Raw genomic sequence first — 12,338 nt, 5'->3', positions numbered from 1 at the left:
TTTTCAGTCATGGTCTACAGGGAAGGAGACGAGATGCCATCGCATGATGCGATCTTCAAACAGTTTCTCAGCGATATCGCGGTCGCACGGGATTTTCTGACGATTCATCTGCCGGATGAAATCCGCAAACGCTGTGATTTCAGCACGCTGCAACTGGAATCCGCGTCGTTTATTGATGAAAAGCTGCGCGCGCGGGTATCGGACGTGCTGTACTCGCTGCGTACCACCGCAGGTAAAGGATATATTTACTGTGTGATTGAACACCAAAGCCGCCCGGAAAAGCAGATGGCTTTCCGGCTACTGCGCTATTGTCTGGCTGCCATGCAGCAACATCTGGATCAGGGGCACGATCGCTTACCGCTGGTGGTGCCACTGCTGTTTTATCATGGCAGAGCGCGTCCTTATCCCTACAGCCTTCGCTGGCTGGACAACTTCGCCGATCCCGTACTGGCACAAGCACTGTATGAACAGCCTTTCCCGCTGGTGGATTTAACTGTTATGCCAGACGATGAAATCCGTACGCACCGACGTATGGCGTTACTGGAACTGGTACAGAAGCATATTCGTACCCGTGATATGCTGGAGTTGGCGCGGGAGATTGGGTTACTATTTGAACGCTGGTCGGTGCCACTGACGCAGCGTCGGGCGCTGTTATTTTATATTGCACAAGCGGGAAACACATCCAAACCCGCAGATTTCATTAACGCACTGGCTGCACCGCTATCAACCGGTCAGGAGGACATTATGACGATTGCAGAACAACTGAAAAAAATGGGATTCGAAGAAGGAATCCAACACGGCATTCAACAAGGATTGGCGCAAGGGCTAGAACAAGGGTTGGAGCAGGGCATTGAACAAGGAATGAAAAGCAGTGCCAGACAAATTGCCCGTAATTTATTACTCACAGGGATGGATAAGCATAGTGTGCAGCAGGTCACTCAGCTTGAGGAAGCAGAGCTGGAGCAACTGGTTACGGCTATCCTGCATGACACACAGCATTGATACTGTACTAAACAATACCGCACTAAAAACCGAGCGTTGCTGATGCCTTTACGAGAAAGGTCAGTCAGGCAACGCTCACGTCCTTTCGCTAACGCGTTGCTTTTAGCCTTTACGGACTCGCGCCGTCAGCCCTTTCAGGAAGTAGCGGATCACCTGATCGCCGCAGGTACGATAGTTTTTATGGTCAGGCGCGCGCATCATCGCGGTGACTTCCGGCACTGAAATGCGAAAATTCTGTGCCAGCAGGATCGCCTGAATATCATCGGTTTTGAGTGAAAACGCGACACGCAGCTTTTTCAGAATAATATTGTTGGTCATCTTGCGCTCAAACTGCGGCGCAGGCTGGTTTTCATCTTGACCGCGTTTTTGCAGAATCAGCCCATTCAGGAAATAACTCATCACGATGTCCGGGCAAGGCTGATAGCCTTCCTCTCCCTCTTTTTTGACGTAGCTCGCCAACTGCTGGGGAGGGACGGTCATCTCCACCAGCGCCAGGATCTTCAGCAGGTGGTCATTATTGAAATTCAGCATATAGCGCACGCTGCGCAGGACATCGTTGTTCATCATTACGGAGGGGGTCTCGCCGTTCGTCTTCGTACAAAACGCACAGTATAAAGGGAACGGCGGAGAAATGCAGAAACGATCGTGGAATTGTGGAATTAGTGAAACGTCTCCCGTCCGGTAAAGTGCCCAACCCAGCCTTCTGGATTGGTAAAAATACGGATCGCGACAAAATCAGGAAATTCACCGCAGTCAAACCAGTGCGGCGTGTTGGCGGGAACGCGTAAGAGATCGCCAGCCTCACAGGTAAGCTGGAAAACCTGCTCGCCAATTGGCACAAAGAAGCTTCCGCTGCCGCGTACGAAGAAGCGAACTTCATCTTCACTATGGGTGTGTTCCTGAAGAAACTTTTCCCGCAGCGCCAGTCTATCGGCATGATCTGGCGTCAGACTGATCACGTCGGCAGAGGTGTAGCCTTCCTGCTGTTTTAGACGTTCAATATCGGCATGGTACTGCGTCAAAATAGTTTCGCTGCTGGCGTCGAGCGGAGGTGCGTCGGTCTGCCAATGTTCTAACTGGATCCCGGCGCTGGCGAGCAGGGAAGCGATGTCATTAAACGTGGTGATCTGCTGGACGGGCTGTGTGATCTGCGGACGGTGGTAAATCGATAGCGTTGTCATGTCGGCTTTCCCTTAGGTATAGAAGAATCTTAACCATTCACTTTATGGGGACAAAAAACAAGATGCTTTTTTTATAACTTATTACTGCAAATTCAATAGGTAACAATCATCACATCTGTGTATCAATGCTATTTCTATTTAATCACTAGCCATTATCATTTTTGTTATTTCGATTTAACTTTTCCCGTTGCTAATCTCTTTCACTGCTAATAATTTTATAAAAACCGGGATAAAAATGATGAAGACTCGCTTTTCTCGTCTTGCTGCATGCGTGCTGGCTGCGGGGGTGATGACCTCTGTTCAGGCGGCTGATGAGACACTGTCGTTGAAGGGAAAAACCATTGGCGTTGCCGTCGTAGGGACACAGCATTTTTGGGATCGTGAGGCCTACAAAGGGGCGACCGAAGAAATTGAGAAACTCGGTGGGCAGGTCGTGGGCGTGGATGGTGGGCGTGATAATCAGGTTCATGCCAATAACCACGATATCCTGCTGGCACGTAAGGTGGATGCGGTGATCAGTATTCTCGGTGATAGTGCGGTAGAACCAAAGTTTAAAGCGCTGCGTGACGCGAAAATTCCGGTTTTCACCGTCGATCACGTTTCGTCTTACTCCATTAATAACACAACCTCAGATAACTACGCGCTCGGTTCGACGATTGGGCGCTACACGGCGGATGCGCTGGGTGGAAAAGGCAATATTGCGGTGTTTAACGCGTTCTCCAACGCGCTGCGAATCTGTGGTATCCGCTATGATTTGTGGAAATACGTCCTGCAAGATTATCCGGGGATCAAAATCATTCAGCCTGAGCTGGCTGAGCAATATTCCAACTCGCCGGAAGATGCGCGCAAGAAAACCCTTGAGCTGCTGAGCCAGCATCCAAAAGGTACGCTGGATGCAATCCACGTTGCCTGCTGGGATCAACCGGCCATCGGCGTGGTGCAGGCATTGGAAGAAACCGGGCGTGACAAGGATGTGAAGGTCACGGCAATTGATGCCGGGCCAGAAACGCTGGAAATTATGGCGGAGAAAGGCAGCCCGTTTGTTGCCAACGTTGCGCAGCAGCCGCGTCTGATTGGCACCACATCGGCGAAAAACGTCGCTCGCTATTTCGCGGGTGCTACGCTTCTACCGCAGACGTTTGTGCCAGTGTTGCCCGTCAAAGGGGAGGCAGAAGCCAAAGCGGTCTATAAACAGCTTGGCTATGGCGAACTGAAGTAAGGCTATGTCGGGATATCACTCAGCCCCGTCGCCGTCCGGCGGCGGTTTGGCAATGACGCATATCAGCAAGCAGTTCTCGGGGATTTCCGCGCTGGACAACGTATCACTAACGGTTCGGCCGGGAGAAATTCTTGGCCTGATTGGGGAAAACGGCGCGGGGAAATCGACCTTAATCAAGGTGCTGGCTGGGGTCTATGCCGCAGACAGCGGTGAGATTGCTATCGATGGACAGCGGCTGACCGCCGTGACGCCAGCGGTTATTCACGCGCACGGCATTCGTTTTATCCATCAGGAACTGCATCTGATTCCCCATTTTACCGTGGCGGAATCGGTGTTTCTCGGGCAGGAAATGGTGAGCCGTTGGCGAGGTGTCGATCGTCGGGCGATGCGGCGTGAAACGGAACAGTTTTTTCAACACACGTTCAATTTATCGATAGATGCCAACCTGCTGATTCGGGATTTAAGTTTGGCGCAACGTAAACTGGTACAGATTGCGCGGGCACTGATTGATGGTAAGGCGCGGCTGGTGGTGTTTGATGAACCGACCGCGCCGCTGGAGGCGCGTGAAGCCACGCAACTACTGCATATGCTCCAGACGCTGAAACAGCGCGGCATCGCCATTATCTATGTTTCCCACTATCTCAATGAAATTGCGGATATCTGCGATCGCGTCACCGTGTTACGCAATGGTAAGGGCGTGACGACGCTGGAAAATCCTGAGACGAAGGATATCGATGGAATGATTCGCCTGATGGTGGGACGGGAGATTGCTAGCCTGTTTGACGGGAAACGAAAGACAGAGAGAAGTGAGACGCCTTTGCTACAGGTTGAACAACTGACGGATCGACAACATTTCCAGCCGATTAGTTTTCAGGTCGCGGCGGGAGAAATCGTTGGCATAGCAGGGCTGTTAGGCTCGGGGCGTGAGGCGCTGATTGATGCACTCTATGGTATTTCGCCCGCCCGTGAGGGACATATTGCGATCAATGGTCAGACGCTGCGACCACATTCTCCGGTACAGGCCATCGCACAGAAAATGGCGCTGGTGCCGCGCGATCGTCGTCATGACGGGCTGATTTTACCGCTATCGGTGGCGGACAATATCAATCTGGCTTCTTTACCTGCGGTAGCCTGGCGCGGTTGGCTGCGGCGTAAGCAAGCGGTAGCGCAGGCGACTCATCTGGCGCAGACGCTGGATATCCGGCCGCGCGATGTCAGCGTTCCTGTGCGTAATTTAAGCGGCGGCAACCAGCAGAAGGTGATACTGGCGCGCTGGCTAAAGACCGATACCCGGCTATTTATTCTTGATGAACCGACGCTGGGCGTCGATATTGGCGCGAAAGCGGAAATTTATCAGCTTACCCGACAGCTCGCGGCAGAAGGGCGAGCTGTTATTGTCTCTTCCAGTGATGACGGCGAACTCCTGGGGCTTTGCGATCGCATTCTGGTGATGTGGCGTGGTGAGCTCATCGCCGATGTGCCGACGGAACTCCTCTCGCTGGATAGTCTGCTGGCGTTGACCAGCAGCGGCCGAACGCAGGAGGCGGTATGACTCGCGCCCTACAATCCCTCCGCTCGACGCCGCGTGTAGCCCGACTTTTCAATCATATTCCCTTACTACTGTTTGCGGCGCTGCTGCTATTCCTCTGCCTGAGTGCGCCTTATTTTCTCAGTTGGCAAAACATCACCATTATTTTGCGGCAAAGCGCGCCGCTGGCGATCCTGTGCTTCGGGCTAGTCTGCGTCATTACGGGCGGCGGTGATGATGTTGTCTCTGGCGGTATCGATCTCTCGCTGCCCGCGATTGCGGTACTTGCCGTAGCGATAATCAGCGACGGTTTGACGAACGCGGATATCAGCTATTCGTGGTTGATTGTGTACGTGGCAGGGGCGGCGTTATTAGCAGGCGCGGTGAATGCGGCGCTGGTGGTGGCGATTCGGCTACCGCCGCTGTTGGCGACATTAGCCTGTTCCGTAGCCGTTATCGGGCTCACCAATTTGCTGACCCAGCAGCGGCGCATCAGCGTGAGCGATCCGGTGATTGTGGCGTTTCGTGATAGCACTCTGCTGGGTTTGCCGCTGGCGGTCTGGTTCATGCTGCTGGTCTTCCTCTTATTTCAGTTTATCGTTCACCATAGCCGCTGGGGTCAGCATTTGCAGGCCGCTGGTGGAAACCGCGAAGCGGCGCAGCTGTCGGGCATTTCCCACACGCCGCTGGTTATTGGTTCGTATCTGTTAGGTGCATTGGCGGCGGCACTGGCCTCGCTGACGCTGGTAGCGCAAGGATCCGGCAGTTCGCCCGGCACGGCAGAACCGCTGTTGTTAGAGATGGTACTGGCGACGTTTCTTGGCGCGGCGTTCTCTCGCCGTCGGGTGGTCACCATCTGGGGGGCATTGCTGGGCACGCTGCTGGTGAACGCCCTGTCGAACGGTCTGGCGCTGCTGCGAGTTGATATCTTCTGGGTCGGCGCGATTAAGGGCGTACTGATTCTGGTGGTGCTCGCCGCCGCTTCGCTACGCAGGCAAAGGAGTCACGCGTGAAAAGTTCTTCTTTGGCGGCGCAGCCCGCGTTGCCGGGCGGCAGACTGGGACTGTCGTTCTTTATCCGCTATGGTTTTCTGGTCATTCTGCTGGCTTTTCTGGTGTTTTTCTCGCTGCAAAACCCAATATTTTTGACGTTAGGCAACTGGGGAAATCTGCTGCAAGGTAGCGCCGTGCTGTTGATTGTGGCGCTGGCCATGACGCTAGTGGTGACGGCCGGTGGGATCGATCTGTCGGTGGGCGTTGCGCTGGACTTTGGCGCCGCCTTCGCGTTGGTGGCACTCAAAGTCTATGGTCTGCCGTGGCAGGCTGCGGTATTGGCCGCGTTGGCGGGTGGTGCGCTGGTCGGGTTGGTTAATGCGGTACTGATTATTCATTGTCGAATTAAGCCATTCCTGGCAACGCTGGGAACCTGGTTTATCGGCAGCAGTATTGAACGCATTTACACCGAGGGCGGCGGGCCGATCGCTTACCGCCGGATGGCACCGCAGTACCACGAGCTGGCTGTGGGTGACCTGTGGGGCATTCCGGTGCCGATCGTGATTGTCGCGGTGCTGTGGTTTGCCTATTACCTGTTATTTGAACGGACGGTTGCGGGTAAACGTATCCATGCGATGGGGGTGAATGCGCCAGCGGCGCTGATTGCCGGCGTTAACGTGCGGCGCACGATGTTCTGGTTGCTGATTGTCACGTCGGTGACGTGCGCCATCGGCGGCGTCGTGTTATCCGCCAATCTGCGGCAGTTTACGCCGCTGGCCGGACAGGCTTACCTGATGGACGCGATTGCCGCCGTTTTCATCGGTACCGCGTTTCATGCGCAGGGGCGACCGAATGTGTCTGGGACGCTAATCGGCGTACTGTTTCTCGGCATGATCGCCAACGGTTTGAATCTGATGGGGCTGAACTTTATCGTAAAAGATGCGCTGAGCGGTGTGATTTTGGTACTGGCGCTGGCGCTCTCTTTCCTGCAAGGGCGGCTGCGCCAGCGGCAGTAAATGAATCGAACACGAATAAAAAACAGAATCTGAAGGAGCAAGCGTGAGTCAGTTTGATGCAGTTTTTGTTGGGTTAACTATTCTGGATGTTGCTGGGAGGCCGGTGAGCGGTTTGCCTGAAGGCGGCGGCGTCCACTTTATTGATGAGATTCGCCTTAACCCTGCCGGGACGGCCAGCGGTGCGGCGATGAACGCGGCTAAATTGGGTATCCGCACGGCGACGGCGGCCTGCCTCGGTGAGGATGAAAAAGCCGATTTTATTTTGGCGACCTATCGCAAACTGGGTATCGACTGCTCTCTGGTTCAGAGAACGACGGCGGCGTCGACCTCGGCGACCATTCTGACTATTCGCCCAGACGGTGAGCGTCCGGCGCTACACTATCGCGGGGCGTCAGATCACCTGTTCATCGACGAGCGGGATTTTGACGCCGTGTGTAACGCGCGTTTCTTGCACCACGGCGGTACAGGGCTGCTGGCGAAAATGGATCAGGGGCAGAGCGCGCGTCTGCTTCGCCACGCCAAAGCCAAAGGGTTGACGACCAGTTTTGACCTGATTGCACCGAATGCGGAGACGCTGTCTCTGCTGACACCGCTGCTGCCGGATGTGGACTACTTTATGCCGTCGCTGGAGGAGGCCGCGTTTATCTCCGGCCTGACTCAGCCGACAGACATTGCGGCTTTCTTTCTCGATCGCGGCGTTAGCACCTGTATTTTCAAAGCCGGCGCGGCAGGGTCCTACGTGTTCAGCGAGGATATCACGTTGCACATCCCAGCCTACCGCGTGGCGGTATCGGATACCACGGGCTGCGGCGACAGCTACTGTGGCGGTTTTATTGCTGGTCTGGCGAAAGGCTGGGATCTGGAACAGGCCTGCCAGCTCGGTTCGGCGGTGTCAGGGCTGGTGGCTACCGGACTGGGCTCCGATGCGGGCGTGATTGACTGGGAACATACGCAGCGGTTTATGGCTGAAGCGCCTACCTATTAGGAGGTGCTGACCTACTAGGAGACGTTGACCTACTCGATCGGTGCCGCGTTTATTTCCATTCGTAAAGCAGCGGTTCGCCGCGAATGAACCGCTGTAGATCGGCGGCGATCATCGCGGTGTGTTTCACCAGCGTCTCCCGCGTCGCGCCGGCAATGTGCGGTGTGAGTACCACGTTATCAAATTCGGTAATAAACGGGTGATGACGCCAGAGCGGCTCGCTGTCATAAACGTCAAGTGCGGCACCTGCCAGCCACTTTTCGCGTAGCGCCGCGATCAGATCGGCTTCGACAACGACGGCGGCACGCGAGGTGTTGATCAGATAGGCGTTGGGGCGCATGGTTCTGAGCCTGTCGAGGTTGACCAACCCTTTGGTCTGCGGTGTGCTGTTCAGGTGCAGGCTGACGAAATCGGACTGCGAAAACAGCTCGTCCAGCGTGGTTTTGCGAATGCCCGGTTCGTCGATCTCTTCGGCGGCGACGTACGGATCCGCAATCAGCAGTTGCATACCGAAGGCGCGCGCAAGCTTCCCGACCCGATGACCGATACTGCCATAGCCGATAATGCCGAGCGTCTTATTACGCAGTTCGCCGCCTTTGAACACTTCATACGGGCTGTGCTGGTCTACGTCCCACACCACATCCTGACGTAATCCGGCCTGCGTCTGTGTGGCGCTGTGGGTTTCGCGCGTGAACTCACCGCGTTTGAGCGCGCTATGGGCCTGAGGGATGTGGCGTGTGGCATTCAGCATCAGCGCCAGCGTTAATTCTGCTGCGGCATCGGCATTGCGCCCGGGCGTGTAAAGGACCGGGATTCCCCGACGGCGCGCGGCCTCGATATCGATGTTGACCGGGTTGGCGCGGGTACAGGCGATGAGCCGCAGGTGAGGGCAAGCCTCAATGACGCGGGCGGTAATATCGTCATAGCTGGTGACGATAACGTCGGCGTTCTCCGCCAGATAAATCAGCGCCGCTTCGCTCAGTTTGGGCTGACCGATAGCCCAACCGTCTACCACCAACTCCCCCAGCGCCTGAAAGGCATCAAGGCTGCCACCATATTCGGCGGTAAATACGATTTTCATGAAGCAATACTTTCCTGTGAGGTAGGTACCGTGTGCAAGTGTGCTGCGCTCTGATGGTCTAACGCACTAAGCGCCTGAGCCCGTGCCTGCCAGAGCGGCTGTAGCTGGTCGCGCAGTTGGCGAAAAACCGGAAACAGTGTCTGATACTGCCGATGGGCGTCGGCATCGGGGAGAAACGTCGACGCCTGCGCGTTGGCTGCGGGAACCACGTTGGCGCTTTCTCCGATGGACAGGGCGGCAAGGCGAGCGGCACCGCAAGCGCTGAGCTCTTTGACCGAACTGGCGATCACCCGCCGTCCAGTGCAGTCCGCGATGATTTGCAGCCAAGTCGCTGAGGCCGCACCGCCACCGGCGATGTAGAGATCGCCGTGGGCAGGATAGCCGCTGAGCGAATCGGTAATCGCGTAGGCGAGCCCCTCAAAGACCGCGCGCAGTAAATGCGCGTTAGTCGTGGATTGTTCGATACCAAAAAATCCCGCCCGTGCCGATGTGCTGTAAAACGGTGCGCGTTCACCATTAAGGTAAGGCTGATAGAAGACGCCGCCGCTGCCGGGTGGCACGCGAGAAATACGGGCGTTAATCGTCTGAAAATCGGCCTCGTCAGCTAATGTGCTCAACGCCCAGTCGATATTTGGCGTGCCGGACTGCATGGCGAACAGATTGAGATAGTGACCCGGCCAGGCGTGTGCGACAAACCGGGTTTGCAGGCTCACCTGCGTTAAACCGCGGCACACAATGCCGGTGCAGCAGGTGGTGCCGAGAATAGTGAAAATGTCGCCGTCGTGAATGGCTCCAATGCCCAGCGCGGCGGCAGACACATCCAGTGCGCCTGCACAAACGGGGATACCAGCAGGCAACCCCGTCTGTGCGGCGACGGCATCGCTCAGCGTTCCAGCGATGTCATCGGGATAAAGCAACGGCGGAAAAAGCGGCCTAATCGCCTGTAAGTCGAGCTTATCCAGCACGGTTTTTGACAGCGTCTCGCTATGCAGATCCAGCAGCGACGTACCGGTGTCCGTCAGTTCCAGATTCGCCTGTCCCGTCAGTCGAAAACGAACCCAGTCTTTGGCAAAAAAGAAGTAATCGGCCTCGTTCAGCGCATCCGGCTGATGCTGTGCCAGCCAGCGTAGCTGCTGCGCGCTGTTACAAGGGAGCAGGGGAGAACCGGTTTCGGGAAAGAGCGTTGCTTCCAGATTCGGGCGCTGTTTAAGCTGATGAACCTGTTCCGCTGTGCGGGTATCGCTCCAGAGGATGGCCTGCCGGATGGGGTGACCGTGACGATCGCTCAGCCAGACGCCTTCACCTTGTCCGGCCAGCCCGATGGCGTGTACGCGACCCTGTTGTAGCAGTGGTGAAGCGGCCAGCGTTTTCAGGGTAGAGAGCACACCGTCCCACACATGAGACATATCTTGCTCAGCGTAGCCGGGCAGCGGAGAGTAGGTGACGGTGTTGGCTGACGCAATCAGCCGTTCATTGAAATCGGCATCGAATAGCACCGATTTGACCTTTGAGGTCCCGATATCAATGCCAATGTAGTAGTCCATCCACGCCGCCTCATAAAACCCGTATCAGCATCAGAGTAATGGAAAAATGGCGGTCGCTATATTCATAGAAATGCAAAGCAAAGCATCAATGTTGAAATAGCGGAGAGGTTGGAATCACGGAGGCGGTGCAATGGCGGAAAGGCCGCCATTGGTGCGAAAGGTTACTCGGCGGGTTGAGACAAAATGGCGTCGAGCAGGCCGGGAAAGCGCTGTTGCATGTCGCTGCGGCGCAGTCGGTTGATGTGCGTAGTACCGATGTTGGTGGTATGCAGCAGACCCGAGTCACGCAAGACGCGAAAATGGTGCGACACGCTGGATTTCGGGCGCCCCCCGTCAAGCTCGCTGCATGTGGCTTCTCCTTGCACGGCCAGACAGCGGACGATTTCCATGCGCAGGGGGTCGCTCAAGGCGTACAGGACGCGCTCAAGGGTAAACTCATCGGGGGTAGGGTGCTTAAAAGGTCTCATGGGCGAATTATAGCGTCAGGGTTGTCTAAAATCTATTATTCGAATAATATCGAAATATCGAAGTAACCAGACAAGGTAGGAAATTATGTCCGCACTGTTTCAACCCTTCAAACTGAAAGACATTACGTTACGCAACCGCATTGCCGTTCCACCAATGTGTACCTATTCCGCAAATGATGGCCTGATCAACGAATGGCATCAGGTGCATTATGCCTCGCTAGCGCGCGGTGGTGCCGGGTTGGTTATCGTGGAAGCGACGGCTGTTGCACCCGAAGGCCGCATCACCCCGCACTGCACGGGTATCTGGAACGATGAGCAGGCGCAGGCGTTCGCCAAGGTCGCTAAATCCATTAAGGATGCAGGCTCCGTGCCGGGAATTCAGATTGCGCATGCTGGACGCAAAGCTAGCGCCAATATTCCCTGGGAAGGTGACGACCACATTCCTGCTGGCGACTCACGCGGCTGGCAGACCATTGCCCCGTCGGCAGAAGCGTTCGGCGCGAATCTGTCCAAACAGCCGCAGGAAATGACGCTGGAAGATATTGCCCGCGTTCGTGATGATTTTGTCGCTGCGGCTCGCCGCGCGCTGGACGCTGGGTTTGAATGGCTGGAGCTGCATTTTGCTCACGGCTATCTGGCACAGAGTTTCTTCTCCGCTCATTCCAACAAACGCACCGATCAGTACGGCGGCAGTTTTGACAACCGTAGCCGTTTTCTGTTGGAAACGCTGGCTGCCGTTCGCGACGTGTGGCCACAACACCTGCCGCTGACCGCCCGTTTCGGCGTGATTGAATTTGACGGCCGTGATGAAGAAACCTTGCAGGAATCCATTGAACTGACGCGCCGCTTCAAGGCCGCAGGGCTGGATATGCTCAGCGTCAGCATCGGTTTCTCTACACCAAAAGCTAACATTCCGTGGGCACCTGCCTTTATGGGACCGATTGCTAAACAGGTTCGCGAACAGGCCGATCTGCCTGTTTCTTCCGCCTGGGGCTTCGGCACGCCGGAACTGGCTGAACAGGCGGTGGCATCGGGTCAGTTGGATCTGGTGATGGTCGGTAAAGCGCATTTGGCGAACCCGCACTGGAGCTATCAGGCTGCACGCGAACTGGGCATTGAACGCGCCTCGTGGACGCTACCCGCGCCTTACGCCCACTGGCTGGAGCGCTATTAACCCCTGATAGCTATCTTTGTGAAAGTTAGATGCATTCCAACACAAGGAACAGTAGGTTTCGTGCGTGATAAGCCGCGGAGTTTCTCTGTGGCATTGATGCCACGCCCGACTTAGGGCGCCCAATCGCCGGCGCCTTAAGAACCCAGGCTTTT

At 55.8% G+C, this 12,338-nt stretch carries 12 protein-coding genes; 7 read left to right on the top strand and 5 right to left on the bottom strand.

The window, feature by feature from the left end; all coding sequences use genetic code 11:
• Nucleotides 1-9: 9 nt before the first annotated feature.
• Complete coding sequence (locus tag KKH3_RS12750) at nt 10-1,002, top strand: Rpn family recombination-promoting nuclease/putative transposase (RefSeq protein ID WP_412458866.1); 993 nt, start codon at nt 10-12, stop codon at nt 1,000-1,002.
• Between the two features lie 102 nt (nt 1,003-1,104).
• Here KKH3_RS12750 and KKH3_RS12745 read toward each other — a convergent pair whose 3' ends face one another.
• Together KKH3_RS12745 and KKH3_RS12740 are read right to left on the bottom strand one after the other, a co-directional pair.
• Nucleotides 1,105-1,569, bottom strand: a complete 465-nt coding sequence (locus KKH3_RS12745) for a YehS family protein (RefSeq protein WP_039360165.1) — start codon at nt 1,567-1,569, stop codon at nt 1,105-1,107.
• Nucleotides 1,570-1,661: 92 nt separating this feature from the next.
• Complete coding sequence (locus tag KKH3_RS12740) at nt 1,662-2,183, bottom strand: 1,2-dihydroxy-3-keto-5-methylthiopentene dioxygenase (protein ID WP_039360162.1); 522 nt, start codon at nt 2,181-2,183, stop codon at nt 1,662-1,664.
• Nucleotides 2,184-2,421: 238 nt separating this feature from the next.
• On the opposite strand from KKH3_RS12740, the gene KKH3_RS12735 reads away from it, so the two are divergent.
• The 5 genes from KKH3_RS12735 to KKH3_RS12715 are packed head-to-tail and all read left to right on the top strand — an operon-like array spanning nt 2,422 to nt 7,923.
• Nucleotides 2,422-3,402 carry a sugar ABC transporter substrate-binding protein gene (locus tag KKH3_RS12735; RefSeq protein ID WP_039360158.1) on the top strand — a complete coding sequence of 327 codons (981 nt, stop codon included), beginning with the start codon at nt 2,422-2,424 and terminating at the stop codon, nt 3,400-3,402.
• 4 nt (nt 3,403-3,406) lie between these two features.
• Nucleotides 3,407-4,954, top strand: a complete 1,548-nt coding sequence (locus KKH3_RS12730; protein ID WP_039360155.1) for a sugar ABC transporter ATP-binding protein — start codon at nt 3,407-3,409, stop codon at nt 4,952-4,954.
• Nucleotides 4,951-5,943: an ABC transporter permease gene (locus tag KKH3_RS12725; protein ID WP_039360153.1), complete on the top strand. Its 993-nt coding sequence runs from the start codon at nt 4,951-4,953 to the stop codon at nt 5,941-5,943. The genes KKH3_RS12730 and KKH3_RS12725 overlap by 4 nt, the downstream gene beginning before the upstream one ends.
• Nucleotides 5,940-6,938: an ABC transporter permease gene (locus KKH3_RS12720; RefSeq protein WP_039360150.1), complete on the top strand. Its 999-nt coding sequence runs from the start codon at nt 5,940-5,942 to the stop codon at nt 6,936-6,938. The genes KKH3_RS12725 and KKH3_RS12720 overlap by 4 nt, the downstream gene beginning before the upstream one ends.
• 43 nt (nt 6,939-6,981) lie before the next feature.
• On the top strand, nt 6,982-7,923 hold the full coding sequence (locus KKH3_RS12715; RefSeq protein WP_039360147.1) for a carbohydrate kinase family protein: 942 nt from the start codon (nt 6,982-6,984) through the stop codon (nt 7,921-7,923).
• Between the two features lie 49 nt (nt 7,924-7,972).
• Here the strand turns inward: KKH3_RS12715 and KKH3_RS12710 are convergent, their stop codons facing one another.
• From KKH3_RS12710 to KKH3_RS21825, 3 genes are all read right to left on the bottom strand, one after another.
• Entirely contained in the window at nt 7,973-9,001 is a 1,029-nt protein-coding gene (locus KKH3_RS12710) for a 2-hydroxyacid dehydrogenase (protein WP_039360144.1), read from the bottom strand.
• The gene (locus KKH3_RS12705; RefSeq protein WP_039360140.1) at nt 8,998-10,545 is read right to left on the bottom strand and encodes an FGGY-family carbohydrate kinase; all 1,548 of its coding nucleotides are present in this window, start codon (nt 10,543-10,545) and stop codon (nt 8,998-9,000) included. Before KKH3_RS12705 ends, KKH3_RS12710 begins: the two co-directional genes overlap by 4 nt.
• A gap of 161 nt (nt 10,546-10,706) precedes the next feature.
• Nucleotides 10,707-11,012 (bottom strand): ArsR/SmtB family transcription factor, encoded by a 306-nt coding sequence (locus KKH3_RS21825; RefSeq protein WP_029368079.1) that lies wholly within the window; start codon nt 11,010-11,012, stop codon nt 10,707-10,709.
• An 85-nt stretch (nt 11,013-11,097) separates the two neighbouring features.
• Here KKH3_RS21825 and KKH3_RS12695 point away from each other — a divergent pair, with 85 nt between their 5' ends.
• A complete protein-coding gene (locus tag KKH3_RS12695; RefSeq protein ID WP_039360133.1) occupies nt 11,098-12,186 on the top strand; it encodes an NADH:flavin oxidoreductase/NADH oxidase in 1,089 nt (362 codons plus the stop codon).
• Nucleotides 12,187-12,338 lie beyond the last annotated feature (152 nt).

It is taken from the genome of Pectobacterium actinidiae (genome assembly GCF_000803315.1).
GTDB classification, from domain to species: Bacteria; Pseudomonadota; Gammaproteobacteria; order Enterobacterales; family Enterobacteriaceae; genus Pectobacterium; species Pectobacterium actinidiae.
This window is presented reverse-complemented; position numbering and strand designations above follow the sequence as displayed.

Excerpts from the sequence above, each read along its gene's own strand:
- KKH3_RS12705 (WP_039360140.1), bottom strand. The coding sequence starts at position 10,545 with ATGGACTACTACATTGGCATTGATATCGGGACCTCAAAGGTCAAATCG.
- KKH3_RS12740 (WP_039360162.1), bottom strand. The coding sequence starts at position 2,183 with ATGACAACGCTATCGATTTACCACCGTCCGCAGATCACACAGCCCGTC.
- KKH3_RS12750 (WP_412458866.1), top strand. The coding sequence starts at position 10 with ATGGTCTACAGGGAAGGAGACGAGATGCCATCGCATGATGCGATCTTC.
- KKH3_RS12730 (WP_039360155.1), top strand. The coding sequence starts at position 3,407 with ATGTCGGGATATCACTCAGCCCCGTCGCCGTCCGGCGGCGGTTTGGCA.
- KKH3_RS12735 (WP_039360158.1), top strand. The coding sequence starts at position 2,422 with ATGAAGACTCGCTTTTCTCGTCTTGCTGCATGCGTGCTGGCTGCGGGG.
- KKH3_RS21825 (WP_029368079.1), bottom strand. The coding sequence starts at position 11,012 with ATGAGACCTTTTAAGCACCCTACCCCCGATGAGTTTACCCTTGAGCGC.
- KKH3_RS12745 (WP_039360165.1), bottom strand. The coding sequence starts at position 1,569 with ATGATGAACAACGATGTCCTGCGCAGCGTGCGCTATATGCTGAATTTC.
- KKH3_RS12725 (WP_039360153.1), top strand. The coding sequence starts at position 4,951 with ATGACTCGCGCCCTACAATCCCTCCGCTCGACGCCGCGTGTAGCCCGA.
- KKH3_RS12710 (WP_039360144.1), bottom strand. The coding sequence starts at position 9,001 with ATGAAAATCGTATTTACCGCCGAATATGGTGGCAGCCTTGATGCCTTT.
- KKH3_RS12695 (WP_039360133.1), top strand. The coding sequence starts at position 11,098 with ATGTCCGCACTGTTTCAACCCTTCAAACTGAAAGACATTACGTTACGC.